General features: G+C 71.4%; 39 protein-coding genes. 29 read left to right on the forward strand and 10 right to left on the reverse strand.

The features are described from left to right. The first annotated feature begins 47 nt into the window (after positions 1 to 47). Complete coding sequence (locus OOK31_RS25265) at positions 48 to 1,328, forward strand: MFS transporter (protein ID WP_267089629.1); 1,281 nt, start codon at positions 48 to 50, stop codon at positions 1,326 to 1,328. Here OOK31_RS25265 and OOK31_RS25270 read toward each other — a convergent pair. The 6 genes from OOK31_RS25270 to OOK31_RS25295 form a co-directional block, all read right to left on the reverse strand. Next, positions 1,264 to 1,863: a transglutaminase family protein gene (locus tag OOK31_RS25270; RefSeq protein ID WP_267090012.1), complete on the reverse strand. Its 600-nt coding sequence runs from the start codon at positions 1,861 to 1,863 to the stop codon at positions 1,264 to 1,266. The two genes, OOK31_RS25265 and OOK31_RS25270, sit on opposite strands and share 65 nt — an antisense overlap. A gap of 98 nt (positions 1,864 to 1,961) precedes the next feature. Then, complete coding sequence (locus tag OOK31_RS25275; protein ID WP_267089630.1) at positions 1,962 to 3,038, reverse strand: low specificity L-threonine aldolase; 1,077 nt, start codon at positions 3,036 to 3,038, stop codon at positions 1,962 to 1,964. After that, a complete protein-coding gene (locus OOK31_RS25280) occupies positions 3,035 to 3,796 on the reverse strand; it encodes an SDR family NAD(P)-dependent oxidoreductase (protein WP_267089631.1) in 762 nt (253 codons plus the stop codon). Before OOK31_RS25280 ends, OOK31_RS25275 begins: the two co-directional genes overlap by 4 nt. 26 nt (positions 3,797 to 3,822) lie before the next feature. After that, positions 3,823 to 5,229, reverse strand: a complete 1,407-nt coding sequence (locus tag OOK31_RS25285; RefSeq protein WP_267089632.1) for a DUF6421 family protein — start codon at positions 5,227 to 5,229, stop codon at positions 3,823 to 3,825. Positions 5,230 to 5,310: 81 nt separating this feature from the next. Continuing rightward, a complete protein-coding gene (locus OOK31_RS25290; protein ID WP_267089633.1) occupies positions 5,311 to 6,369 on the reverse strand; it encodes an alpha/beta hydrolase in 1,059 nt (352 codons plus the stop codon). A 1-nt stretch (position 6,370) separates the two neighbouring features. Then, on the reverse strand, positions 6,371 to 7,399 hold the full coding sequence (locus tag OOK31_RS25295) for an LLM class flavin-dependent oxidoreductase (protein ID WP_267089634.1): 1,029 nt from the start codon (positions 7,397 to 7,399) through the stop codon (positions 6,371 to 6,373). Here OOK31_RS25295 and OOK31_RS25300 point away from each other — a divergent pair. After that, entirely contained in the window at positions 7,398 to 8,954 is a 1,557-nt protein-coding gene (locus OOK31_RS25300) for a recombinase family protein (RefSeq protein WP_267089635.1), read from the forward strand. The two genes, OOK31_RS25295 and OOK31_RS25300, sit on opposite strands and share 2 nt — an antisense overlap. On the opposite strand, the gene OOK31_RS25305 is transcribed toward OOK31_RS25300, so the two are convergent. After that, a complete protein-coding gene (locus OOK31_RS25305) occupies positions 8,884 to 9,417 on the reverse strand; it encodes a hypothetical protein (RefSeq protein ID WP_267089636.1) in 534 nt (177 codons plus the stop codon). The two genes, OOK31_RS25300 and OOK31_RS25305, sit on opposite strands and share 71 nt — an antisense overlap. Positions 9,418 to 9,488: 71 nt before the next feature. After that, positions 9,489 to 9,941: a helix-turn-helix domain-containing protein gene (locus OOK31_RS25310; RefSeq protein ID WP_267089637.1), complete on the reverse strand. Its 453-nt coding sequence runs from the start codon at positions 9,939 to 9,941 to the stop codon at positions 9,489 to 9,491. A 236-nt stretch (positions 9,942 to 10,177) separates the two neighbouring features. Here OOK31_RS25310 and OOK31_RS25315 point away from each other — a divergent pair, with 236 nt between their 5' ends. From OOK31_RS25315 to OOK31_RS25440, 26 genes are all read left to right on the forward strand, one after another. Further along, on the forward strand, positions 10,178 to 10,390 hold the full coding sequence (locus OOK31_RS25315; protein ID WP_267089638.1) for a helix-turn-helix transcriptional regulator: 213 nt from the start codon (positions 10,178 to 10,180) through the stop codon (positions 10,388 to 10,390). Next, positions 10,387 to 10,563 (forward strand): hypothetical protein, encoded by a 177-nt coding sequence (locus OOK31_RS25320; RefSeq protein ID WP_267089639.1) that lies wholly within the window; start codon positions 10,387 to 10,389, stop codon positions 10,561 to 10,563. The genes OOK31_RS25315 and OOK31_RS25320 overlap by 4 nt, the downstream gene beginning before the upstream one ends. Before the next feature lie 79 nt (positions 10,564 to 10,642). Further along, positions 10,643 to 10,894 carry a hypothetical protein gene (locus tag OOK31_RS25325; RefSeq protein WP_267089640.1) on the forward strand — a complete coding sequence of 84 codons (252 nt, stop codon included), beginning with the start codon at positions 10,643 to 10,645 and terminating at the stop codon, positions 10,892 to 10,894. Further along, the gene (locus OOK31_RS25330) at positions 10,891 to 11,460 is read left to right on the forward strand and encodes a hypothetical protein (protein WP_267089641.1); all 570 of its coding nucleotides are present in this window, start codon (positions 10,891 to 10,893) and stop codon (positions 11,458 to 11,460) included. Before OOK31_RS25325 ends, OOK31_RS25330 begins: the two co-directional genes overlap by 4 nt. Next, positions 11,453 to 11,659, forward strand: a complete 207-nt coding sequence (locus OOK31_RS25335; protein ID WP_267089642.1) for a hypothetical protein — start codon at positions 11,453 to 11,455, stop codon at positions 11,657 to 11,659. Before OOK31_RS25330 ends, OOK31_RS25335 begins: the two co-directional genes overlap by 8 nt. Further along, a complete protein-coding gene (locus OOK31_RS25340; RefSeq protein ID WP_267089643.1) occupies positions 11,656 to 12,060 on the forward strand; it encodes a hypothetical protein in 405 nt (134 codons plus the stop codon). Before OOK31_RS25335 ends, OOK31_RS25340 begins: the two co-directional genes overlap by 4 nt. Next, positions 12,057 to 12,623 carry a hypothetical protein gene (locus OOK31_RS25345; RefSeq protein WP_267089644.1) on the forward strand — a complete coding sequence of 189 codons (567 nt, stop codon included), beginning with the start codon at positions 12,057 to 12,059 and terminating at the stop codon, positions 12,621 to 12,623. Before OOK31_RS25340 ends, OOK31_RS25345 begins: the two co-directional genes overlap by 4 nt. Continuing rightward, a complete protein-coding gene (locus tag OOK31_RS25350) occupies positions 12,623 to 13,669 on the forward strand; it encodes a YqaJ viral recombinase family protein (protein WP_267089645.1) in 1,047 nt (348 codons plus the stop codon). The genes OOK31_RS25345 and OOK31_RS25350 overlap by 1 nt, the downstream gene beginning before the upstream one ends. After that, a complete protein-coding gene (locus OOK31_RS25355) occupies positions 13,666 to 14,448 on the forward strand; it encodes an ERF family protein (protein ID WP_267089646.1) in 783 nt (260 codons plus the stop codon). The genes OOK31_RS25350 and OOK31_RS25355 overlap by 4 nt, the downstream gene beginning before the upstream one ends. Next, complete coding sequence (locus tag OOK31_RS25360) at positions 14,445 to 15,146, forward strand: 3'-5' exonuclease (protein ID WP_267089647.1); 702 nt, start codon at positions 14,445 to 14,447, stop codon at positions 15,144 to 15,146. Before OOK31_RS25355 ends, OOK31_RS25360 begins: the two co-directional genes overlap by 4 nt. Beyond that, positions 15,146 to 15,445 carry a hypothetical protein gene (locus OOK31_RS25365; protein WP_267089648.1) on the forward strand — a complete coding sequence of 100 codons (300 nt, stop codon included), beginning with the start codon at positions 15,146 to 15,148 and terminating at the stop codon, positions 15,443 to 15,445. The genes OOK31_RS25360 and OOK31_RS25365 overlap by 1 nt, the downstream gene beginning before the upstream one ends. Beyond that, positions 15,442 to 16,029 carry a hypothetical protein gene (locus tag OOK31_RS25370; RefSeq protein WP_267089649.1) on the forward strand — a complete coding sequence of 196 codons (588 nt, stop codon included), beginning with the start codon at positions 15,442 to 15,444 and terminating at the stop codon, positions 16,027 to 16,029. Before OOK31_RS25365 ends, OOK31_RS25370 begins: the two co-directional genes overlap by 4 nt. Then, the gene (locus OOK31_RS25375) at positions 16,026 to 16,460 is read left to right on the forward strand and encodes a hypothetical protein (protein WP_267089650.1); all 435 of its coding nucleotides are present in this window, start codon (positions 16,026 to 16,028) and stop codon (positions 16,458 to 16,460) included. Before OOK31_RS25370 ends, OOK31_RS25375 begins: the two co-directional genes overlap by 4 nt. Beyond that, complete coding sequence (locus OOK31_RS25380) at positions 16,457 to 16,765, forward strand: WhiB family transcriptional regulator (RefSeq protein WP_267089651.1); 309 nt, start codon at positions 16,457 to 16,459, stop codon at positions 16,763 to 16,765. Before OOK31_RS25375 ends, OOK31_RS25380 begins: the two co-directional genes overlap by 4 nt. A gap of 307 nt (positions 16,766 to 17,072) precedes the next feature. After that, positions 17,073 to 17,321, forward strand: a complete 249-nt coding sequence (locus OOK31_RS25385) for a hypothetical protein (protein WP_267089652.1) — start codon at positions 17,073 to 17,075, stop codon at positions 17,319 to 17,321. After that, entirely contained in the window at positions 17,318 to 17,635 is a 318-nt protein-coding gene (locus OOK31_RS25390; protein WP_267089653.1) for a hypothetical protein, read from the forward strand. The genes OOK31_RS25385 and OOK31_RS25390 overlap by 4 nt, the downstream gene beginning before the upstream one ends. Before the next feature lie 95 nt (positions 17,636 to 17,730). Beyond that, complete coding sequence (locus tag OOK31_RS25395; RefSeq protein ID WP_267089654.1) at positions 17,731 to 17,928, forward strand: hypothetical protein; 198 nt, start codon at positions 17,731 to 17,733, stop codon at positions 17,926 to 17,928. Positions 17,929 to 17,940: 12 nt separating this feature from the next. Next, positions 17,941 to 19,677, forward strand: a complete 1,737-nt coding sequence (locus OOK31_RS25400; protein WP_267089655.1) for an AAA family ATPase — start codon at positions 17,941 to 17,943, stop codon at positions 19,675 to 19,677. Between the two features lie 9 nt (positions 19,678 to 19,686). Next, a complete protein-coding gene (locus tag OOK31_RS25405; protein WP_267089656.1) occupies positions 19,687 to 19,902 on the forward strand; it encodes a hypothetical protein in 216 nt (71 codons plus the stop codon). Positions 19,903 to 19,947: 45 nt separating this feature from the next. Beyond that, the gene (locus OOK31_RS25410) at positions 19,948 to 20,259 is read left to right on the forward strand and encodes a hypothetical protein (protein WP_267089657.1); all 312 of its coding nucleotides are present in this window, start codon (positions 19,948 to 19,950) and stop codon (positions 20,257 to 20,259) included. Between the two features lie 74 nt (positions 20,260 to 20,333). Next, positions 20,334 to 20,822, forward strand: coding sequence for a hypothetical protein (locus OOK31_RS25415; RefSeq protein WP_267089658.1), 489 nt, complete (start codon positions 20,334 to 20,336; stop codon positions 20,820 to 20,822). Next, the gene (locus OOK31_RS25420; RefSeq protein ID WP_267089659.1) at positions 20,819 to 20,941 is read left to right on the forward strand and encodes a hypothetical protein; all 123 of its coding nucleotides are present in this window, start codon (positions 20,819 to 20,821) and stop codon (positions 20,939 to 20,941) included. The genes OOK31_RS25415 and OOK31_RS25420 overlap by 4 nt, the downstream gene beginning before the upstream one ends. Further along, complete coding sequence (locus tag OOK31_RS25425) at positions 20,938 to 21,162, forward strand: hypothetical protein (RefSeq protein WP_267089660.1); 225 nt, start codon at positions 20,938 to 20,940, stop codon at positions 21,160 to 21,162. Before OOK31_RS25420 ends, OOK31_RS25425 begins: the two co-directional genes overlap by 4 nt. Next, the gene (locus OOK31_RS25430) at positions 21,159 to 21,494 is read left to right on the forward strand and encodes a hypothetical protein (RefSeq protein WP_267089661.1); all 336 of its coding nucleotides are present in this window, start codon (positions 21,159 to 21,161) and stop codon (positions 21,492 to 21,494) included. Before OOK31_RS25425 ends, OOK31_RS25430 begins: the two co-directional genes overlap by 4 nt. A gap of 89 nt (positions 21,495 to 21,583) precedes the next feature. Beyond that, on the forward strand, positions 21,584 to 22,303 hold the full coding sequence (locus tag OOK31_RS25435) for a hypothetical protein (RefSeq protein WP_267089662.1): 720 nt from the start codon (positions 21,584 to 21,586) through the stop codon (positions 22,301 to 22,303). Between the two features lie 113 nt (positions 22,304 to 22,416). Further along, a complete protein-coding gene (locus OOK31_RS25440) occupies positions 22,417 to 22,725 on the forward strand; it encodes a hypothetical protein (protein ID WP_267089663.1) in 309 nt (102 codons plus the stop codon). A 169-nt stretch (positions 22,726 to 22,894) separates the two neighbouring features. Here the strand turns inward: OOK31_RS25440 and OOK31_RS25445 are convergent, their stop codons facing one another. Next, the gene (locus OOK31_RS25445) at positions 22,895 to 23,143 is read right to left on the reverse strand and encodes a hypothetical protein (RefSeq protein ID WP_267089664.1); all 249 of its coding nucleotides are present in this window, start codon (positions 23,141 to 23,143) and stop codon (positions 22,895 to 22,897) included. A gap of 9 nt (positions 23,144 to 23,152) precedes the next feature. Then, a complete protein-coding gene (locus OOK31_RS25450) occupies positions 23,153 to 23,401 on the reverse strand; it encodes a hypothetical protein (protein ID WP_267089665.1) in 249 nt (82 codons plus the stop codon). A gap of 115 nt (positions 23,402 to 23,516) precedes the next feature. Between OOK31_RS25450 and OOK31_RS25455 the strand changes: the two genes are divergently transcribed. Continuing rightward, on the forward strand, positions 23,517 to 23,792 hold the full coding sequence (locus tag OOK31_RS25455; RefSeq protein ID WP_267089666.1) for a hypothetical protein: 276 nt from the start codon (positions 23,517 to 23,519) through the stop codon (positions 23,790 to 23,792). Positions 23,793 to 23,832: the final 40 nt, after the last annotated feature.

Here is a 23,832-nt window from a genome sequence, read left to right on the forward strand (position 1 = left end):
ACGTCTTCGCGTGACATCACGTTACACAACACCGGGGAGGTCCGCCGATGGGCGGGTTCGGGAGATACCTGGCGGCGGCGCTGGCCGCGCGCTTCGCCTCCGAGGGCATGGGGCTGGCCGTGGTGATGCTCGCGCTGGAGCGCACGGGCAGCGCCGCGTACGGGGCCTTCGCCCTGACCGCCTGGCTGGCCCCGCACGTGCTGGCCGCGCCCCTCGCGGGGGCCGCCGCCGCCCGGACCGGCCGGCCCCGGGTGCTGTACGCGGGCGCGCTGGCCGGGTTCACGGTGGCCGTGGCGGCGCTGGCCGTGCTGCTGGGGCGGGCGCCGACCCCGGTGGTGCTCGCGGTGGCGGTGCTGGGCGGCACCTGCGGGCCGATGGTGACGGGCGGGCTGTCCAGCCTGGTCGCGGGGCTGGTGCCGGCCGGCCCGGGCCGGGACCGGGCGTACGGCTGGGACGCCTCCACCTACAACGCGGCGGCCGTGACCGCCCCGGCGGTCGTGGGCCTGACGGCGGCGTTCGCCTCGGCCGCGCCGGCGATGGCGGTACTGGCGGCCTCCGGGGCGCTGGCGGCGGCCCTCGCCGCGACCCTCCCGTACGAGGACCCGGGCGCGGGCCCGCGCCCGGGCGGCCCCGGGGCCGGGCTCGGCGCGGGACTGGCCGCGCTGTGGCGGGTCCGGGAGCTGCGGGCGATCACCGCGGCGACGACCCTGGCGTTCGTGGGCATCGGGTCGCTGACCACCACCTCGGTGCTGCGGGCCACCGGGCTCGGCAGTCCGCAGGGCGGCGGTGTGCTGATGACCTGCTTCGCGGTGGGCGCGCTGGCCGGCTCCCTGACGCTGGGCCGGATCACCACCGTGGCCCCGGGCCGGCTGGCCGTGGCGGCGATGGCCACGACGGGGGTGGCCCTCGTGGCGGCGGCGTTCGCCCCGTCGCTCGCGCTGACGGCGGTGGCGTTCGCGGTGGCCGGGGTGTGCGACGGCCCGCTGCTGACGGCCACGCTGCGGATCCGCTCGGAGTACGCCCCCGACGGGGCGCGGGCCCAGGTGTTCACCCTCGGGGCCGGGCTGAAGCTGACGGCCGCCTCGGCGGGCGCGGCCCTCGTGGGGCTGGCTGCCGCCGCGCCGCCGTGGACGCTGCTGCTCGGGATCGCCGCCCTGCAGCTCGCGGCCGCCGCGCTGCACGTCCTGGTGGCGCCGCGCGGAAAGGGGGCGCGGGCGGGGGACGCGGCACGGAACGCGGCTCAGGGCGCCGACGGGGCGGGGGTCACAGGGCCGTCGGCAGGTTCCGCCACAGCTGCGACCGGTCCGCGGACTCCTGGAGCGCCTTGAGCGCGGCCGGGTGCGGGGCGGCGTGCAGCTCGGGGTGGTCGACCTCCCCGAGCGCGGGGCGTACGGGGAAGGCGAGCCGCTCGTGGTCGAGGTCGAACCGCGCGTCGACGCCGGGCTTGTTGCCGCGCGGGTCGACGCGGGCCCAGCGCTCGCTGCCGGGCAGCTTGAGGGCGACGAGTCCGTGCACCAGCGGGTTCGTACCGTCGTCGTCGGCGAGCACCTGGTAGCAGAGGGCCGCCGGGATGCCCTGGGCGCGCAGCAGGGCGGCGAGGGCGTGGGACTTGGCGTAGCAGATGCCGTTGCGGGTGCTCAGCACGTCGGAGGCGCGCCAGGAGACGCGCTCGTCCCCGGAATCGGCGGAGTGGGGGATGGTGTCCCGGACGAATTCGAAGGCGGCCTTGGCGTATGAATATGCATCGCCGGTGGCGAACCAGAGGGCGTCCGCGGTGTCCTGCACCAGGGGGTGCCAATGGTCTATTGCTTCATCGGAGGCCAAATAGGCGTGAATATCTGGGTTCTGCTGGATCAGCTGCATGATCCGGAGCATAGGCATGCCACCCACCGTAGATCAATAGATTTACGGTGGATGGCATAAATATTCAGGCCTACATCTTCGGACCAGCGGGCTTCGGTCTAGCGCGCCAGCTCTTCCTTCAGCGCCTGGAGGAAGCCGTCCACGTCCTCCTCCTGGGTGTCGAACCCGCACATCCAGCGCACGTCGCCGGCGGCCTCGTCCCAGAAGTAGAAGCGGTAGCGCTGCTGGAGCCTGCGCGTGACCTCGTGCGGCAGCCGCGCGAACACGGCGTTGGCCTGCACCGGGTAGAGGATCTCCACCCCGTCGGTCCCGCGCACGCCCGCTTCGAGCCGCTTCGCCATCGCGTTGGCGTGACGGGCGTTGCGCAGCCACAGGTCCTTCGTGAGGAGGGCCTCCAGCTGCACCGACACGAAGCGCATCTTCGACGCGAGCTGCATCGACATCTTGCGGACGTGCTTCATCTGCCGGACCGCGTCCGGGTTCAGCACGACCACGGCCTCGCCGAACATCATGCCGTTCTTGGTGCCGCCGTACGACAGCACGTCCACGCCGACGGTGTTGGTGAAGGTGCGCATCGGCACGTCGAGGGAGGCGGCGGCGTTGGCTATCCGGGCACCGTCCAGGTGCACCTTCATGCCGAGTCCGTGCGCGTGCTCGCAGATGGCCCTGATCTCGTCCGGCGTGTAGACCGTACCGAGCTCGGTGTTCTGGGTGATCGAGACCACCTGCGGCATCGCGCGGTGCTCGTCCTCGAAGCCCCAGGCCTCCTGGTCGATCAGCTCGGGGGTGAGCTTCCCGTCCGGGGTGGGTACGGCGAGCAGTTTGATGCCGGCCATCCGCTCGGGGGCGCCGCCCTCGTCCACGTTGATGTGGGCGGTCCTCGCGCAGATGACCGCGCCCCACCGGTCGGTCATGGCCTGGAGGGCGACGACGTTGGCGCCCGTGCCGTTGAAGACCGGGAACGCTTGCGCGTACGGCCCGAAGTGGCTGCGGAAGACCTTCTGGAGGTTCTCGGTGTACTCGTCCTCGCCGTAGGAGACCTGGTGGCCGCCGTTGGCGAGCGCGACGGCCGCGAGCACCTCCGGGTGGACCCCCGCGTAGTTGTCGCTGGCGAACCCGCGCACCGCCGGGTCGTGGTGACGGCGCGCGTCGGTCTTCCCGAAGTCGGTCCTCACGGTTGCGGAGTGAGCCACAGACGCTGTCCGTTCACATCGGAGGCGGGCCGCTCCCACACGCCGGCGATGGCCTCGGCCAGCTCCTTGACGTCGGTGAAGCCCGCGAACTTCGCATTGGGACGCTCGGCGCGCATCGCGTCGTGCACCAGTGCCTTGATGACCAGGATCGTAGCCGCGGCGGTCGGGCCGTCGTCGCCCCCCGCCTTGCGGAACGAGTCCGCCATGGCCAGGGTCCAGGCCTCGGCGGCCGCCTTGCCCGCGTTGTACGCGGCGTTGTTGGCGACCGGCTTGTGCGCGCCGGACTGGCTGACCAGGACGTAGCGGCCGCGGTCGCTGCGCAGCAGCGCGTCGTGGAAGGCCAGCGAGGTGTGCTGGACCGTGCGGATGAGGAGCTTCTCCAGGAAGGCCCAGTCCGCGAGGTCGACGTCGGTGAAGGTCTTGCTGCCGCGCCAGCCGCCGACGAGGTGGACCATCCCGTCGATCCGGCCGAACTCCTTCTCGGTCTGCTCGGCCCACGCCTTGGTGGCGTCGAGGTCGAGCAGGTCCACGGTGTCGCCGGTGATGGTGGCGCCGCCGTGGGCGTAGCGGGCGGCGTCGACGGCCTCCGCGAGGCGCGCGGGGTCGGCGTCGGACGCGACGACCACCGCTCCCGCCTCGGCGAGGCGCAGCAGCGCGGCGTGGCCGGCGGGCCCGCCCGCCCCGGCCACCGCGATCACCGCTCCGTGGAGCTTGCCGTTGCCGTTACCGGAGCCGTTCATCTGTGCAGCCTCCTGTGGGCGAGTGCTCACGCGGCGGCCCGCTCGGCCGTCCCGGCGTTCAGGGCAGTGATGCCCTTGGTCGAGGCGATCACACCCTTGAGCTTCTTGGCGAGGGCCTCATAGAACATGCTGAGCGGAAACTCGTCGGGAAGCACGTCGTCCACCAGCTTGCGCGGGGGCTGCGTCATGTCGAGGGCGTCGGGGCCCTTGGCCCACTTGGATCCCGGGTGCGGGGCGAGGTAGGTCGAGACCAGCTCGTACGCCTTGAACCAGTGCACCAGCTTCGGGCGGTCGATGCCCGCGCGGTAGAGGTCCTCGATCTCGGCGCACAGCTGGTTGGTGACCTGCGGGGCGCGCATCCAGTCGATCTTCAGCTTGTTGTCCGTCCAGCGCACGACGTCGTGCTTGTGGAGGTACGCGAAGAGGAGCTGGCCGCCGAGACCGTCGTAGTTGCGGTTGCGGTCGCCGGAGACGGGGAAGCGGAACATCCGGTCGAAGAGGACGGCGTACTGCACGTCACGGCCGTGCTCGTTGCCCTCGGACTCCAGCTTCACGGCCTCCTTGAAGGCGGTGAGGTCACAGCGCAGCTCCTCCAGGCCGTACATCCAGAACGGCTGGCGCTGCTTGATCATGAAGGGGTCGAACGGCAGGTCGCCGTGGCTGTGGGTGCGGTCGTGGACCATGTCCCACAGGACGAACGCCTTCTCGCAGCGCTCCTGGTCGGTGACCATGGCGGCGATGTCCTCGGGCAGCTCGATGCCGAGGATGTCGACGGCGGCCTCGGTGACCTTGCGGTAGCGCGCGGCCTCGCGGTCGCAGAAGATGCCGCCCCAGGTGAAGCGCTCGGGGGCCTCGCGGACGGCGATGGTCTCCGGGAAGAGCACCGCGGAGTGGGTGTCGTAGCCCGGGGTGAAGTCCTCGAAGGTGATGCCGAGGAAGAGCGGGTTGTCGTACCGGGTGCGCTCCAGCTCGGAGAGCCACTCGGGCCACACCATCTTCAGCACGACGGCCTCGAAGTTGCGGTCCGGGTTGCCGTTCTGGGTGTACATCGGGAAGACGACGAGGTGCTGGAGCCCGTCGGCGCGCTCGGCGGCCGGGTGGAAGGCCAGCAGGGAGTCGAGGAAGTCCGGCACGCCGAAGTCGCCGGCGACCCACTTGCGCAGGTCCGCGATGAGGGCCTGGTGGTAGGCCTTGGCGTGCGGCAGCAGCGGGGAGAGCGTCTCGACGGAGGCGATCACCCGCTCCACGGCGGCCTCGACGGTGGCTCGGGCGTGGGAGCCCTCGGCCTCCAGGTCGATGGAGCCGTCGGCGGCCTGCCAGGGGCGGATCTCCTCCACGGCGGCCTTGAGCTCGGGCCACGCCGGGTGGTCTACCACCCGCGCACCAGCGGCTGTCACGTCAGCGCCAGTACCCGGCACAAGAATTTCCGTCATGTCACTTCCTCCACAGGAGAACCTCGCGTCGGGCCAGGGTATGCGTGCGAGGCTCTCCTGCTCAAGTGGAATCCCAGGAAATTATCCTGCGACACCCCCGTCTCTGCCGGAAGTCTTCCCGTCACTCAGGGTGGAAGCCACGGCTCCGCCTAGCCGATCCAGGGCCTGGCGGGCCTGCGGGAGCAGGCCGGGCAGGGCGAGGAAGCCGTGGAACATCCCCTGGTGGTGGTCCCGCGCGGCCCGTACGCCGGCCGCACGCAGGGCCCGTACGTACGCGGCTCCCTCGTCCCGCAGCGGATCGCACCCGGCGGTGACCACGTGGGCGGGCGGCAGCCCGGCGAGGGCGGCGCGCAGCGGCGAGGCCAGCGGGTGGCGGCCGTCTCCCCCGGGGCCGAGGTACTGCTCCCAGAACCAGCGCAGGTGGGCGGCGGTGAGGAAGTACCCCTCGGCGTCGCTCCGGTAGGACGGGGTGTCGGCCGCGGCGTCCAGGCAGGGGTAGGCGAGCGCCTGGAGGGCGACGGGCGGTCCCCCGCGCTCGCGGGCCAGCAGCAGGGAGGCCACGGCGAGGTTGCCGCCGGCGCTGTCCCCGGCGACGACCAGGGCGCCCGGGTCGCCGCCCAGCGCGGTGACGTGCTCCCCCGCCCAGCGCAGGACCGCCCAGGCGTCGTACGCGGCGGCGGGGAAACGGGCCTCGGGGGCCCGCCGGTACCCGACGGAGACGAGCACGGCCCCGGAGGCGCGGCACAGCTCCCGGACGGTGCTGTCGTAGGAGTCGAGGTCGCACAGGACCCAGCCGCCGCCGTGGCAGAACACCACGGTCGGCCGGGGTGCGGGCCACCGGCGGGGGTCGGGCCGGTAGACCCGGACGGGCACGGGCGGCGCCCCGTCGGCGCCGGGCACCGCCAGGTCCCGGACGGAGCCCACGGCGGGCGGCGGGGCCGGCCGCGCGGGGGCCGCGGCCAGGATCCGCCGGGCCTCGGCGGCGTCGGTGACGGCCCCGCCGAGGTCGGGGAAGGTGGCGGCCAGCGCATCGGCACACCCCCGCGCGAGCGGCCCCAACCGGTCCCGCCCCCTCGGCGGGCCCGCGGCCGGGCCGGACGCGGATCCCGTGGACGCGGCCGGGCCCGTGGGCGGGCGCACCTCAGGCCTCCCGCGCCGCGCCGGGCGCACCCGCACCGCGGTCCCTGAAGTGCGGGATGACCTTCTCGCCCCACTGCCGCAGCGTCTCCAGGCAGGCTTCCTGCGGCACCGTGCCCATCTGGACCAGGCACATCACCTCGTCCGCCCCCGCCTCCCGCAGCCGCTCCACGTACGCGATGGCCTCGTCCGCGCTCCCGTAGGCGTGGCCGGCGTTGAAGGTGGCCGTGGCGGTCGGCCGTACCGGGATGTCCAGTTCGTGCAGCCTGGCCACCACCTGCTCGGCGGCCTTGCGCATCTCGGCCGCCTCGTCGGCGCCCGACACCACCGCCTCGTCGGGGATGCCCGCGCCCCCGTACCAGTGCCCGATGGACTGCGCGAAGAACCGCTGCCCCCGGATGCCGATCCGACGCGCCTCCTCGGGGTCGTCGAGCACGATGGTCGGGCAGAGCACCGAGAAGTGGTCGTTGACCACGCTCGACACGAAGCGGGCGCCGTCCCGGGCCGCGCGCGCCGCGTCGTACACGGCCCGCATCCCGGCGATCGACTGCGGCCCGGCGAAGCCCATCACGAGCGCCCCGATGCCCAGTTCGGCGGCCTGCGTGAGGGTCTCGGCCCGGCTGCACGCCAGGAAGAGCGGCGGGTGCGGCAGCTGGGCGGGGCGCGGCAGGATCGGGTGCGGGTCGATGTCGAGCAGCTCGCCGTGGTACTCCAGTTCCTCCTCCTGCCAGGCCTTCCCGATGATCCGCAGCGCCTCCTCCACCTCGGCGGTGGTGCGGTCGCGGTCCACCCCGCACAGCGAGGTCTCCTGCACGGTGCCGCCGCGTCCGGCGCCGAGGTCGAGCCGCCCGCCGGAGAGCAGGTCGAGCATGGCGGCCCGCTCGGCGACGCGGACCGGATGGTTGAAGTTGAAGGGCATGCACACGACTCCGTGCCCGATGCGTATGGTGTTCGTCCGGGCCGCGACCCAGGTCAGGAAGATCTCTGGCGCAAACATTCTTTTACGCATGGGTAGTTGGGTACGCTGAACCATGCCGATTGACCCGGAATACCTGCACGCGGTCCGCCAAGGCCCCTTCCCCGCCTACCTGTACGGACGCGCCAGCCGCGACCCGAAGAAGAAGGGCCGGTCTGTCAACGACCAGCTCAAGGAGGGCCGCACCCTCTGCGACAAGCACGGCTGGCCCATCGTCGAGGAGTTCAAGGACCTCGGCATCTCCGCCTCCCGCCACGCGCGCGAGCGCCGCGACGACTTCGAGACCATGCTCGACGGGATCCGCGCCGGGAAATGTCGAATCGTCGTCGCCTTCGAGGCGAGCAGGTACTACCGCGACCTCGACGCGTACACCCGTCTCCGGAAGGCCTGCCACGACTCGGGGACCCTGCTCTACTACAAGGGCCAGGTCTACGACCTCAGCAAAAGCGCCGACCGCAAGGCCACCGCAATGGACGCCGTCCACGCGGAGAGCGAAGCCGAGGACATCCGCGACCGGAACCTCCGCACCGCCCGGCTGACGGCCGAGGCCGGCAAGCCCTGGGGGCCTGTGCCCGACGGCTACAAGCGGGTCTACGACCCGGATTCCGGTGACCTCGTCGAGCAGGTCGAGCACCCAGACCAGGGGCCCGTGGTGCGACAGATCTGGGCTGACGCCGCAGCTGGCAAATCCCTGCGCAGCACCGCAGCCCGACTGAACGCAGAGAACCGCCGCACTCAGCGCGGGAAGCCCTGGGAGGTCTGGCATCTGCGGACGATCCTCCGGAATCCCGCCTACACCGGGCGCCGGGTCTTCCAAGGCCAGGACTACAAGAAGGGCACGTGGCCAGCACTGGTTGAGGCCGACGTGTTCGAGTCCGTGCAGTCGCTGTTGGACATGGAGGGGCGTGCGTGGGCGACAGACCTGACCCCCACGCACCTGCTGTCCGGGATCGCTCTGTGCGGTGAGCATCCTGAGCTGGCAGCCACGACCTCGGAGCCGGTGCTTCGCGGTTATGTGAACCGCGGGTATCCGTCGCTGCGGTGCACGGAGCGGGCGCACACGACGATCAACGAGGCGAAGCTCACCGCCTATGTCAAGCTGGCGCTCCTCGATTACCTGTCCACGGAGGCGGCTCGCGACGCGTTCGAGGCCATGGACTCCGACGAAGAAGGGGCTGTTGCGCGGGCCCGTCTGAAGGGTCTCGAAGGACAGTTGAGGGAGGCGGAGGAAGCCGCCACCACGTTCGACGCGACCGGAACGCCGGGGCTGAGCATCGCCATGCTGAACGCCACCGAGCTTCGGCTCAAACCGCTCATCGCGGCGGCCCAGCAGGCGGCAAAGCCTCGCGTGGTGCCGGCTGTGGTGCGGGCCCTGCTGACGTCGAAGGATCCGTACGCCCTGTGGGAGGAGTACGACCTTCAACAACAGCGCGCGGTGATCCGACTGTGCATGACGGTCCGGCTGCACAAGGCTAGTGGCCCGGGGGTGCGGTCGATTCAGCCGGGTCGGGTGACGATCGCGTACCAGGGGGAGCCGGGGTTCATGGGCGGGCTGCGCCGCGGTCGCGCGTTGCCTCCCGACCGGGAGTCGGGTCTGCCGGGTGCTCTGTAGCCCGGGCGCGGGTCGGCTGCTGCTGGGGGAAGGGGACGATCTGCGCCTCTGCCGTGTGGGTGGGGGCGCTGAGGAGGCCGGCGTGATACAGCCTGAGAGCGGTTTCCGTGGCTTCGACGATGAGCTGCTCGTGGCGTGAGGCGAAGTCGTCTTCCAGGGCTGCTTTTTCGGCTTCGAAGCGCTGCTGGAGGCAGGCGCGCTCGGCTTCGAGGTCCCGGATGCGGCGCCGGTGTTCCTCTCGCTGGGCGACGCCGAGGGCGAGGTAGCGGGTCCGCTCATCGGAGGCCTGCTGGAGGGCGTCGTCGAGGCGGCGACGTTCAGCGCTGGTGTCGACAGCCCAGGCCCTTGCCTTAGCGAGAGCCATCATGGCGGCGGCGACCACTCCGGCAAGGCCTCCGCCGACGGAAGCGGCGATGCTGCTGTCGACGATGCCGTACGCGACGATGCCTGCGGAGAACGTCATGACGGCTCCGGCTCCGGCGGCAGCGATCCTCGCGCGGGTGGTGCTCCCTGCCTGGTCCATCCGTACCCCCGTCATGCGTGCGCTGCGGCACCCCCGTCGTCGTCGGCCTCGGTGGCGCGTTCCGTGCGCTGGAGCCGTTCTACCGCTGCCGCGAAAAGCTCACGCCCTACAGGGGTGTGAATGCCGAGGGCATTTGCCGCTTCGTCGAGGGTGATTGAACGCGAGCCTACTCCCGATGCCCCAGTTTGGGAGGGGGTTGAGAGTGACTCAGGGGAAATGATCCCCGCTTCAACTAGCAGGTCTCGCACGTCAAGGTCTACGGCGTCGGCGAGGGGCTCGAAGAAGCGTGGGTCTGGGATGGACTCTCCTCTGAGGACTCGCCCCATGGTGCTCTCTGAGAGGCCGGCGGCGCGCGCGAGCGCCGCCTTGCCTCCATGGCTGTCCAGGTCGTACCTGCCCGTGGCGCGGGCGGCGCTGGCGATAAGCCGCCCAAACCGCTGCCGAACCGTCTCGTCACTCCGCATGGATGCAAGGTATCTGCCCAGGTAGAGAGATGCAGCACCCTTGCTAGCAAGCAAGGGCGCACGTTTGGCCAGGTAGAAGCGTTACGGCAGCTCGCTCCGGCGATCGAACGTCTGTTCTCCACGAAATCATTACCTTTCTTGCAGGCAACCTTGCTTGCTAGGCAGGGTGCTTCATGCGTAGAGTTCTGCCTACTGAGGCAGAATCGCCTTGGTAGGCAGAACTGAGGGGGTGACCCATGTATCGACTTCACATCGAGCGCCTCAAGGCCGCCGCCAGCGACCACGGCGACACCACCGGCTACGCCATCGCGAAGCGCACGGGCCTCGCCGAATCCCACATCTCGAAGCTGCTCAATCGCAGGTCGAAGCCGCTCGTCGAAACCCTGCTGGTCCTCAAGAGGACGTACGGCGGCACGGTCGACGACTTCATCGAGGAGACCGCCGCATGACCCGCGCCGAACTCGTCGCGTACCTCGGCCCCGCGACCGTCGCCCACATCGAACAGGGCGTAGCCGCCGCTCCCCCGCCGAGCCCCGACCTGATCGCCGCACTCCGGCCGATCCTCACCAACCCGGCCAAGCGACGCACGCCGCCCGCGGACTCCGCGCCGGCCGCCGCCTGACCCACGAAAGCGGGGCCGCCCGGACGGCCATCCGGAACGACCCCTCGGCAGTACCCCACCACCTACAGAGGAGTACACCGTGAACTCGAATGCTAGCCCGACCGGCCTCCCCGGCCAGCCCGGTATCACCCGCCACATCCCGGTCCCGCCGGTCAAGCTGTACGAGGACGCGACCGGAAAGCGCTGGCAGCTCGCCGAGGACGGCGTGGAGGGGCGGCTCTTCGTCCCCCTGGGCGTCAACCCGGCCGACTGCCTGCGGACGTTCTGGATCCGCGAAGCCGTACTCCGCTCGTTCGCCGGTGACCTGATCCCGGTGGGGCGTGCGGCATGACGCACTCGCCGACCCCGACGGAGCTGCTCGCGCTCCGCACCGCGAACGCGGCGGTGCAGTCCTCGCCCGACAGCACGTACGACATCGTCGCCACGGCCGTATTCGCCCTCGGCTCCGCGCAGCTGCTCCAGTCCCCGGAGACGGCCGCCGAGCTGTCCCGGCTGCGGGCCGGGCTGTCGCCGGAGCGCGAACAGGAGATCCGGGCCCGCCGCCTGGACGAGATCACGGCCGGACCGTGGCTCGTCGCGGACGGCGAGGACGGCCGGCCGGTCGTCTACACCGAGGGGGACGGTGCGACACGGGGGCGTCTGTTGCTGGCGGCCGTGGGTGCGTCGGAGGCTGACGTGCAGTTCGTGTGTAGTGCCCGCCGATCGGTGCCGGAGCTGCTGGATGAGGTCGTTCGGCTGCGGGCCCGTGTGGCCGAGCTGGAGGCCGAGCGCACCCGGCCCGCGCCGGTCATCGACCCGATCGCCGCGTTGGAGCGGCTCCACGTCGATCTGAACGAGGGCCCCGAGCCCCGCTACTACCGGCTCGGCCGCGACCTCCCGGAGGTGCCCCGTGGCTGACCGCGTCCGGGTGCTCTGCGCCCACGGCTACTACCTGATGCAGGACTCCTGCCCCGGCTGCGACGCCGAGCAGGAGACGCCGCACCAGGTCGACCCGGTCCGTGTCGTCCCGTCCTGGACGAGCACCCCGCACACCCGCTGCCGCCGCTGCTCGCTCCGCCCGTCCGACCGCATCCACACGAAGGGCGGCACCCGATGACCGACAACCCCAGCAGCGAACCGCAGCTGTCCATCCGGCTCGACCCGGCCTGGTTCGCGGGAATCTTCCGCGCCGACGCGATCCGCCGCGACACCCTCGTGACCCTGGTCGCCGCGTGGGGTGACGACGACGTCCGCGAGGACATCATCTGCCAGCTCGACGCACTCGCCGAGGCCGTGCAGTCCCCGCGTGAGGGGGAGCTGGACCACCTCGTCGACGCGGTCGAGGGTGCGGCCGGCATGGACGACGCGGAGATCCGCATCGACCTGGCCCGGATGCTGCGGCTGCGGTCCGAACTGGACGACGCGATCGAGCGGGCGGGCCGGTTCAACCCGAAGGCCGCGGCCCGGCCGGTACTGCTGTCGAAGGTCCCGAACCAGGGACGGGGGGCCGCCGCGTGAGCGACACCGCCCCCAGCGCCCGTGAACGTCTCGTCGCGAAGGTCACCTTCCACTCGGAGCGCTACGAGGCTGATTTCCTGGCAGAGCTCGACGCCTACCGCGCCGAGGTGCTCGCCGAGGAAGCCCGCACGCCGCTGATCGCCCGCCGGTTCGACACCTCGATCGAGCCCGACCGCGAGTCCGGCGAGACCGAGATGCTCGTGTGCGCCGTCGCCGAGGACGGCCGCCCGGTGGCGCTGCTCCTCGACAGTGAGGCGCGGGCCAAGCTCGCCGCCCTCCTCGGCCTGACGGAGGGGAAGGGCACCGGAAGCGGCGAGCCCACCCCGGCACCCTGGCGTGCGGGGCGTGAACGTCTGGACTGGCTGCTCTCGATCATCGTGCGAGAGCGCGGGCAGTGGACCGTCGGCCGCGTGAAGCGGCTGTACGCCAGGCACTGCGAGGGCCACGTACTGCGGTCGACGATCCGCCGTGAACTGGCCCTGCTGCACGCCGCAGGAGACCTGGTGATGCACGACGGGTCGGACCGCCGGTACTACACCCTCGCTCCTGGGGGCGCCCGATGATGAACGCTGCGCAGGCCGGGGTGGTACTCACCCCGGCCGCCGGCCGCCGGGTCACCCCGACCGGCCGCCTCATCCTCTCCGCCGACGCCGACCGCGCCGACTGGCTCGCTGCCCGCCGCCTCGGCCTCGGCTCCTCCGACCTCGCCGCGATCCTCGGCATCAGCCGCTACGGCAACGCCCTCTCCGTCTACCACGACAAGACCGGCGGCCTCCCACTGGAGGGAGACGACTCCGAACCGGCCCTGTGGGGGCGGCTCATGGAGGAGACCGTCGCCCGGGAGTGGGCCCGCCGGAACCGCTCCGTGGTCCGCCGGGTCGGGCTGGTCGCGAACGTCGATCGGTCGTGGCAGATGTGCACCCTGGATCGCCGTGTCATGGAGTGCCCGCTCGCCGACGGCGCCGAACGCTGCGCGGTGGAGATCAAGTGCCGCGACCGGATGAAGGCCGACCAGTGGCGACGCGGCATGCCGGACGATGTCCTCGCGCAGGTCCTGTGGCAGGCCGACACGTGCGGGTACGAGCACATGCACGTGGCGTGCCTGATCGGCGGAAACGACTACCGCCAGTTCGCGGTACGGACCGCCGATCACGCCGCGCTCGTCGCTGACCTGCGGACGGCCGGCGCTCGGGCCTGGGAGCAGATCACCACCAGGCGGCCGCCGATCCTCGGCCACGACGCCGACCCGGACGTCCTCCTCGGTCTGTACGAGCAGCTGCACCCGGACCGCGCCGGAGTGGTGGACGTGACTCGGGACGGAGATGCGCAGGACGCGCTGTCCGAGTACCTGACCGCGCACGCCGACATCACTGCGGCCGAGGGCCGGAAGAAGCGCGCGAAGGCCGCGATGGTCGGTGCGCTCGCCGGGGCCGATACGGCCACCGTGCTGGACCGGGTCGTCTACAGCCTCGACACCGGCGCGCGGCAGTACGCCGACCTGGAGCGCCTCGCCGAGCGCTGGCCGGACGCCTACGCCGACTGCGTGGAGGACCGGCCGACGGTCCGCCTGAACATCCCGAAGCCCGTCCGTGAGGAGTACAGCGCATGAGCACGCTCACCGAGCGCGCGGCGGCCGCCGCCGGCCGCGTCGAGAGCCCGCCGCAGGGCGTCCCCGCCGCAGCTCCGGCCGTCGAGGAGTACGTCCCGACGCTGGACCCGATGGCCGGGTACGAGCCGGGCGACGATGACCCCGAGATGGTCCCCGTCCACCTCGCATGGCTCCGGGTCCGCAAGGAGATCCGCGCCATCGCCAAGGGCGAGCAGTACAACGGCGGCGGCACCCGCTTCAACTTCCGGGGCGTCGACACCGTGGTGAACACCTTCGGGCCCGTCACGCTCAAGCACGGCATCAACGTCCTGCCCATCCACGTCGAGGCGTCCTACCGGGACACCACCACGTCCAAGGGCAGCAAGATGCACGAGTGCACCGCGACGGTGACCTGGCAGATCATCGGCCCGAAGGGCGACCACTTCACTCTCCAGACCCAGGGTGAAGCCCTGGATTCCGCCGACAAGGCCACCGCGAAGGCCCAGTCCGTGGCGCTGCGCGTGCTGCTCCTCACCTCCGGCTTGACGCCCACCCACGACAAGGACCCCGACGCCTCGTACGTCGAGCGTGGCAACGACGCCCCGGCCCGGTCCGCCGAGTCGTACCGGGACGAGATCCTCGACAAGAAGACGAGCCAGAGCCGGTTGCAGCAGATCGGCTACGAGCTGAGCAACCTGCGGATGCTCGGCCAGAACGTCGTCAACGAGGTCGGCGAGCAGGAGACCCTCGACGCCCTCGGCCGCCGGATCTACACCGAGCGCTCGGGCGGTGCGGCGTGACCTGGCACCTCGGCCGGATGGCTGGCTTCGACCTGGAGACCACCGGCATCGACGTCGAGCAGGACCGCATCGTCACCGCGTGCGTCGTCCAGTGCGGCGGCGGCCAGCCCACCGTCTCGGCCACGTGGCTCGCGAACCCCGGGATCGACATCCCCGAGCAGGCTGAGGCCGTCCACGGCATCAGTACCGCCCGCGCGCAGGCTGAGGGCAAGCCGGCCGCCGAGGTCGTCGCCGACGTCCTCGCCGCGCTCGGCCAGGCCATCACCGCAGGCCTGCCGGTCGTCGCGATGAACGCCCGCTACGACCTGACCCTGTTGGACCGGGAGGCCCGCCGCCACAGCCTGGCGCCGCTCCCGGACGGGTTCCCCGTCATCGACCCGTACGTCCTCGACAAGCAGGCCGACCGGTACCGCAAGGGCGGCCGCAAGCTCGTCGACCTGTGCGCCCACTACCAGGTGCCCATCGGCGACGCGCACACCGCCGACGCGGACGCGATCGCTGCATGCCGGATCGCCTGGCGGCTCGGCTCCACCTCGCCGGTCCTCTCGGGCTGCTCCCTGCCGGAGTTGCACCGCAAGCAGGTCGGGTGGGCCGCCGAGCAGGCCGCCGGCCTCCAGGAGTACTTCCGCCGCAAGGACCCCAACGCGGTTGTGCGCGGCGAGTGGCCCCTCATCCCCCACCAGCAGGGAGACGTCTGATGTTCGGATCCAAGTCCCGCGAAATCCGCGACCTCCAGCGAGCGCTCCGCATCAGCGAGCAGCGGTTCACCACCGCCCGCACCAACGGCCGCGACGCTCTGCACGCCGCTGACGGGGCCGCCAACCGCCTCACCCGGGCCCTCCGGGCCTGCGCCCGCTACCGGGCCGACCTCGCGGTCCAGCGGCGCGTGACTCGACGTCTGGCTGACCAGCTCCTCGACGCCACCGGGTCCCGCGGCCACTACCTCATCCCTGAGGAGCGCGCGGTCCTGGGCATCAAGGACGGAGACGCCGCGTGAGCCTCACCGTGACCCCCGCGACCGGGATGCCGTCCACCCTCCCGGTCGCGGGCACCACCCCCCGCCTCGTCATCGGCCTCGATCTGTCCCTCACCTCCACCGGCATCGCCGGGGACGGCTGGACCGCCAACGTTCGCACCAAGACGCGCGGCGACGTCCGGCTCCGGATCCTCCAGATCGCCGTCGCCGACTACATCAAGCTCGCGGACCTCGTCGTGATGGAGGGCCCCTCGTACGGGCACGCCGCGCTGGCCGGGCACGAAGACCTCGCCGGCCTCCGGGTCCTGGTCCGGCAGTACTGCTACCGGCACCACATCCCCTACGCCGTCATCCCGCCGTCGTCGCTGAAGGTGTACGCCACCGGCAACGGCCGCGCCTCCAAGGGCGAGATCCGCGACGCCATCGCCACCCAGTACGGGCACCACACCGAAGGCACCGCACGCTATGACGAGGCCGACGCCTACACGGCGATGGCGGCGGGCTACGACTGGCTCGGCCAGCCCCTCGCGGCCCTCCCGGAATCGCACCGGCGCGCGCTGAAGGGCTGCGCCTGGCCCGCGCTCCTGTCCGGGGGTGCCCTGTGAACGTCCGCGCCGATATCGCCGAGATGCTCCGCCAGGGCCTCGCGAACCACGTCATCGCCCGACGGCTGCACACCTCCCCCGCCAGGGTCCAGCAGGCCCGGGAAGCCCTCGGCATTCCGAACCTGCCTCTCGGCCCCCGGGCCGCCTCATCGGTCGAGGAGCTGTTCGCCGCCCGCACGGAGCCGCTCCCGGGCGGACACCTGAAGTGGACCGGCACCAGCCACAACGGCGCGTGCAAGGTCCGCTGGCAGGACCGCCACTACAGCGCCCACATGGTCGCCTTCCGCATCCGCACCGGCCGAGACCCCATCGGCCGCGCCCGAACCTCCTGCGACATGCCCGGCTGTGTAGCCCCCGCGCACGTCAGCGACCAGGCCGAACGCGTCCGCGACAAGGCCACCTACAACGCCCTGTTCGGAGGTCTCCTGTGATCCCCAAGTCCTACGGACCGCACCGCGCCCCCGACACCCTCGAACCCCAGCCGAACTGGGCCGCCTCCGCCAAGTGCGCGACCGTCGACCCCGAGGTGATGTACCCCGGGCCCAACGACGGCGCCGCCTACAAGACGGCCCGCGATCTCTGCGATGTCTGCCCCGTCCTGGCCGAGTGTTTCGCCGACGTCATGGCCTACGAGGGCAACGCGACCGCGAAGTACCGGTACGGCATCCGCGCCGGGCTCACCCCGGCCGAGCGCGCCAACCGGCACACCCGCAGCCGCAAGCAGGCCGCCGCATGAACCGGGCAACGGCGGCCTGGATCCGCAAGGCCGTCCTCGTCCAGTCGGCGCCGTCCCACGGCCCCCGGGCGGGAGGCCCTTGCCCGTGCGAGGCCCGCCACCCGTGCGGACCCTGCCAGGTCGGCACTCACGACCGGTGCACGGGCTACCTCCAGGACCGAGAGAAAGGCGTCTACGGGCCGGGACTGGCTTGGCCGCCTCGTGCAGCCGTCCGCACGGCAGGCCGAACCTGCCGCGCCCAGTGCACCTGTCGTACCTGCCGCCCGCCGGCGACCCCCGCCCGGCTCGGCCAGCTCGGGCTGTTCGAGTGACCGCCCACGTCGTCGGCGGCCTGTTCATCGACGGCGGCGAGGGCCATGAGATCAAGCACGGCGACCGCGCCGGCCAGATCCGGTGGACCAGCCAGCCCCGCGCCCGCTACGAGTGCGTCGCCTGCCGCTGGAAGTCCGAGACCGTCACCGGCCCGGCCGCCGTCAAAGCGTTCGTCGCCCACATCCGCACCACCCACCGGGCTACCTGCCCGGCCACCACCAACGAAGGAGCACGAGCCGCATGAGCACCCCGATCCGTATCGACGCCGACGTCAAGCTCGACTCGAAGATCCTCACCGACGTTGCCGAAGCCTTCGAACCCCACGCCGACCAGATGTTCAAGCAGCCCAAGGGCCACTGGGTCGCCGTCGTCGAGTTCACCCACGTCGAGCGCACCGAGCCCGGCCCCGACGAGGACAAGGACCCGTCAGTCAAGGTCCGCATCACCGACCTGGAGATCGCCGCCGACACGGCCACCGAGCACCACATCCGGCAGCTCATGGCCGACATGCACCGGCAGCGGACCAGCGACGGCACCCTCGACGCCCACGTCGCCTGATGGCCGGGCCCGGCAGCCGGCGCACCGACAACCGGTGCCCGCGCTGCCGGGCCCCCATCCTCCGACAGCTCGTCGGCCAGATCGCCGCCCTCACCGTGACCGCTGACCTCCGGCCGCTCACCCCGAGCGAGCAGGCCGCAGTACGCGAACCGAACCGGCTGATCTGGTGCCTGAGAGGCGGCGAGCACACCGCCCGCCGCCTCACCTGGACCGGCCGCGACCACCCCGCCACGTGCCCCCACCCGCACGTCACCGAACACCGCTGCACCACCGAGCCGACCACCCTGTTCTGAGGAGCACCGCCTGTGGAGAACGTCCGCCCCTTCCCGCACCAGGCGGACCGTGACGGCGACGACGACCAGCTCGACGCCGAGCGGTTCGTCCTCGGCACCGCCATGAACCAGGCGCACGACATCAAGACCATGCGGGCCGCCATCCAAGGCACCAGCTTCCAGCGCCCCGCCCACGAAGTGATCTGGACCGCCATCCTCGCCCTCGTCGACCGCGGCGACAGCACCCACTACACCGCCGTCATCGCCGAACTCGACCGCAACAAGGAACTCCGACGAGCAGGCGGCATCACCTACATCACCCGGGTCAACGACTACGTCGGCGGCGGCGACGCCGACCACTGGGCGGGCAAAGTTCGCGAAGCCGCCGACCTCCGCGAGGAGGCCAACGTCGGCCGGCTCATGGTGCAGCGCGCCACCGCCGCCGACGCCGAGCCCGGCGCAGGCATCGCCGTCTACGAGGAGTTCGCCAAGCGCCGCCGCGACCGCGAAGAACGCCAGGCCGGTCCCACGGCCAGCCCCTTCCTGGACTGGGCCAGCTTCTTCGCCACCGACTTCGGGAAGGTCGAACTCCTCCCCGGCCGCCTCCTCGCCCCCGGCCAGCAGATCGCCATCGTCGGCGAAGGCAAGGCCGGAAAGTCCCTGATCGTGCAGGAGTGGCTCTGGCGCATGGCCACCGGCCAACCCTTCCTCGGCGACCGCCCCCACGACCCCGTACCCGTCCTGTACATCGACGCCGAGAACGGCCACGCCGACATCCAAGCCCGCCTCATCTCCTACGGAGCCAGCCCCGACCGGATGGGCCAGTTCACCTACGCCAGCTTCCCGCCCATCCGCCCCCTCGACACCCCCGGCGGCGGCCAAGACCTCCTGCGCCTCGTCGAGCAGGCCGGAGCCGAAGTCGTCTGCCTCGACACCGTCAGCCGTTTCATCTCCGGCCCCGAGAACGACGCCGACACCTGGCTCGCCCTCTACCGCTGCTCCCTGCTCCCCCTCAAGCGCGCCGGGAAGTCGTCCGTACGTCTCGACCACCTCGGAAAGGATGCCGAGCGTGGCGCCCGCGGCTCGTCCGCCAAAACCCAAGACGTCGACCACGTCTGGGAACTCCGTGCGCAGGGCGGCGGCGCGCTCACCCTCAAACGGACCTACACCCGCACCGGTATCGGCCCCGACCACTTCTCGATCGTCCGCCAGTCCCGGCAGCACGGCGACACCTACGCGCCCGGTGGCACCCGCCACATCCTCATGACCTGGGACACGGGAACCCCTCCGACGCCCGGCAGCGAGGAGGACATCATCCAGCGCCTCGACGCCGCCAACGTCCCTGCCGATGCCGGCAACCGTGTCGTCCGCCAGGCCCTCCAGAAGCTCCAGATCTCGGCCGGGAACGACAAGATCGCCCGCATCGTTCGGGCCCGCCAACAGGCCCCCTCAGACGTTTCCGGAAACCGTTCCGCGGAGGCGTTCCAGCAGACGTTTCCCGGAAACGTTTCCCGGAACGCGGGCGGAACGGAAGAAACCGCAGGTCAAACGTTTCCCGGAACGGGCGCGGAAACACCTGGAACGCCCCCTGTTCCCCCCGCTTCCCCCCCGGAGGGGGGGAACGGGGAGGGGAACGACGTTCCGAGTACTTCGAAGACCCCCCTGTGCGCCGTCTGCGGGCACGAACTCCACGGCTTCCGCCTCGACCGCGGATACGACACCTGCCTCGCATGCGACCCCACCACCGGCAGCCACCCCGACGCCGCCTGAAAGGCCGACATGGACCGCATCTACACGAACCACCGCCACGGAGAACGCCGCATCCACGTCGAGATCGCCGAGAACGAGATCGCCGACCTCCTTGACGACCTCAGCCCCGACACCGCCTGGTTCGCCACCACCACACGCCTCCGCCAGATCCTCCACGACGCCCACGAGGCCTTCACCAACGACCGACGCAACGACGCCCACGAAGCCGACATCAGCCGCACCTGACCGCCCGACTCGGTTCCGTCCGCCCGCGCGCACAAGGAGACCCACATGAGCATTTGGACCACCGCCTACCTCGCCTACGGCCAGCAGATTCCCGACACCGACACCGACGTCCTCGACGCCGTGCTCGGCCGCCTGGACGGGGGCGTCGGCCACCTCTCCGCCGGCGCCTACGACCGCGAGCGCCTGTACCTAGTCACCGGCTGCCACAGTGCCGAACTCGGCACGCCGGAGACCGTCGAGGTCCCGCGCGTCGAGGACGCGTACCACGTGTGGGACGAGGAACTGCGTACCGCCCTGGCCGCGCTCGGCATCGAGGAGCAGCCGTTCGCCTGGCACCTGATCGCCGCCCAGTCCTGACCCCGCCGGCCGCCCCGCGGGCAATGCGGGGCGGCCGACCCCACCAGCATCCACCACCCCGGAAGGACCGCCCCGTGAACCGCTTCGAGTACACCGACCCCGACGGCGACACCCTCGCCGTCTACCCCGCCGAGACTGAACAGGGCCACGTAGTCGTCCACCGGATCCACGGCCACCGCAACACGGAGCCCCTCGACCTCGCCGTGTACGTCCCCCTCGCCATGCTCGAGGAAATCATCGCGGGCCAGCGCGACATGGCTCGCCAGGCCGGCGGACAGGCCGAGCCCGCGCGCTGCGACAACGCGAACTGCGCCGGGCCCTGCCCGGGCTGCTACCAGCCGCCCACCACACCGCGCCGCTTCTGCCTGCTCCGGCACACCGACATCGCCGGCGTCTCCGGGACCGGCATCGTCGCCGACGGCGTCCTGTGGCCCGACGGGACCGCGTCGCTGCGCTGGAAGGGCGAAAAGCCGTCCACCGTCCACTGGGACCGGATCGCCGACGCCGAGGCCGTACACGGGCACGGAGGCGCCACCGAGATCGTGTGGCTGGACCAACCGTGATCCGCATCGTCCTGGGCGGCCTCGTCATCTGGTGCGCCCTCGCCAGCCTCACCGCGATCGTCCTCTGCCGCATCGCACACGTCCTGAAGCGCCGCCACCGAAGGAGCGCACGCCGATGACCATCCAGCCCGGACAGATCTACCGCGCCGCCACCCCCCTCGACGGAGGTCGTCGAATCCTCATCGCGTCCCGCCCCGCAAGCCACGACTACGTCTGGGTGTGCGACGCCGTCACCCGCCTGCGGCCCCGCACCATCTCGCTCCGGAGCCTCCACGCCAGCCCGACCACCCGCGACGGCCAGCCCCGACGCACCGGCTACATCCTGGAGGCCGGGCAGTGACCGAGCAGCCCGTCCGGCACACCGCCGACACGATCAACGACAACGCCCTCGACCAGCTGTACACCGAGTTGGAGCGCTACCGACTGGCCTGGACCAGCGCCCGTGGCCGGGCCGGTGGCGCCCGCATCGCATGGCGCTGCTGGTTCCGGCTCGCGGAGAAGCGCCGCATCCGCGCCGAGCAGGCCGAGGCCGCCATCGCCCGCGTCCGCGCCGAGTGCGACGCCCTCATCCAAGACCGCGACCGCCTCAGCCTCGACCCGGACAACGAATCGTTCGGCGACGGATACGCCGACGCTGTGGCCCGCATCCGTCTCGCCCTCACCGGCGCCTGAACACGCGCGAGGGGCGCGCCGCTTGTCTCCCCAGACCGGCGCGCCCCCAGGTGCTCCCAACGTACCGCCTCGCACCCACGGAGCACACGATGACCACCAGCCCCGCCGCCCTCCACCTCACCCGCATCGCCACCCTCTGGCCCCACCTCGACGACGCCCTCGACCAGCGCGGAACCAACTGGCTCGCCAGCCGCCGCGATCTCTTCGCCGTCCTCGACCAGGTCGACCGCGAGGAAGCCGCAGCCCTCCGCGCGCTCGAACGGGACCCGCAGCAGATCGGCGAGACGCCGGCCCCAGTCAGCCTCCGGATCCTCGACACCGCCCGGCTCGTCGAAAGCACCCTCGTGCACCTCGCCGACACGCTCGCCCCGCAGATCACCCGACCTGCCCTCACCCATGCCCCGGTGGAGTGGGAAGCCCGCGGCTGGACGCCCACCGACCGGGCGATCCGCAACCAGTGCGCCGACTACGAGCAGGCCGACCCGCGCCGCTGGCGGTACGTCGGGCTCAGGACGGCCGAGTACGCCGCGGGCTGGCTCCACGCACGCGTCACTTTCGAGGATGGCTACGACGCCCCGTTCTGGCCGCTGACCGCCGCCCAGCACCTGCACGTCGAGCAGGTCACCGAAGGCTGCGCCGACCGCATCGCGGCCGCTCTCGACCTCACCACCCGCGCCGTACCCGCCATCCACCCCTGCCCGGACTGCGCAGGGCGGATCGTCGTCACCACCGGCGCCGGCCGGATCCCCTCGGCACGGTGCGAGGACTGCGCCCGCGGCTGGACGCTTCCTGAACCGGTGGCCGCGTAGGGGAGACTGCATTGGCCAATCGACCGAAGGAGGGGGCCATGGGGCCGGATGGACGCAGGCGAGCATTGGGCGCCGGCATTGGGCTGGGGGTAGGACTGCTCATAGCTCAGGGCGTGGTCATCGTTGTGCAGCAGCGCGAGATTGCTGACCTGGAGAGCCGCAACAGCACATCCGGCACTTGCAGCCAGGCCACCAAGGCAGAGGATTTGGCCTCCTCAGCCGCCAACTCGGCATCCGGCAGCGAGAAGGACCAGAAGATCACCATTGGTGCCACGATCATCGTGCAGAACCCCTCATGCTTCACGCCAGAGCTCCGGGCCCACGCCCAGAACTGGCTGACGAGGCAACAGCAGGGTTCGGTACGCGATGCGATCTGCAACGCCAGCGGTCAGCCTTGGTGGAAGTGCGAGTTCCCGCGGTGAGTCTTCGGCGGCTCTCTGGTGACACGAGGTGTAGGCCGCTCTCCGTCTGAACTGACCATGTCTCGGGTCCTGACGGCATGGTCAGTTCAGCACACTCAACGCCGTGTCCGGTCGGCAGTACGCGCAGGCCTCGGCGCCCTCCGCGAGCGCCCGGCGAGGCGGACCTGCATCAGGCCTCGGCCGGCGGCTCGGGCGGGGCTTCCGACGCCTTCGCCGCGGTCTTGACCGCCTTCTCCACCTCGTGCCGCGAGACGCCCTTCTCCTTGGCGTACTCCGTCACCGCAGCGTGGACCGCATCTACCGCGTCCAGCCAGGGCTTCCACCCCTCCGAGCTGTACTCGCGGGTGGCCGCCTCCTGCCGCGCCATGTTCGCCTCGCGCTGGAGCTGGACGAGGTGCTCGGGAAGATCGATGGCCATCGCGTGATCCTACGGTCCGGAGTCCGGCGGATCGTAGGGGCTCGCGCTCCACACCTCGGGGCCGCCTCCGCGCCACTCGATCGGCCCGGCCTCGGACAGGTCGATATCCTCCAGGCCGGCCCGGCGCAGGAACTCGACCACATCCGCCGGCATGAATGCCCGGCCGAGGTCCGCATCCACGCCGAACGCGTGCGCGGTCACCTTTCGGCCGCCACCCGGCGACACCGGGTGCACCACAATTTGCGTCTCGTCCGGCATCCCTCCAGCCTGCATCCGGACGGCTCCGGACGCATCCGGACAGGTGTGACCCACAGCACCGTCCGTGTGCACCGAGAAGGCAGACGGCTCACGCGCACACGGCCAGCATGAGCCCATGACCCGCCTCGACGACATCGCAGCCTGGTACCAGGCACACCTGGACACCCAGGGAGACACCCCGGTCACCGACGCCCATCACGTCATCCTCAGTCGGCGCAACACCTGGAATCGCCGCGCGAGCCAGCCCGACGCCACTGCGGACACGCTCCTCGCGCTCGCCCAGTGGGACGCCGCCATGCTCATCCTTGCCAAGTCCGCACGCGACGTCGCCGTACCCGGGTGGCGCGACGAGTGGACCGGCGCCTATGAGGAATACCTGCCCGAGCCGTAGCCCAGACAGCACGGAGCCCCCAATCCGCCATGGACCGGGG

The organism is Streptomyces sp. NBC_00249 (assembly GCF_026342355.1).
Lineage (GTDB): Bacteria > Actinomycetota > Actinomycetes > Streptomycetales > Streptomycetaceae > Streptomyces.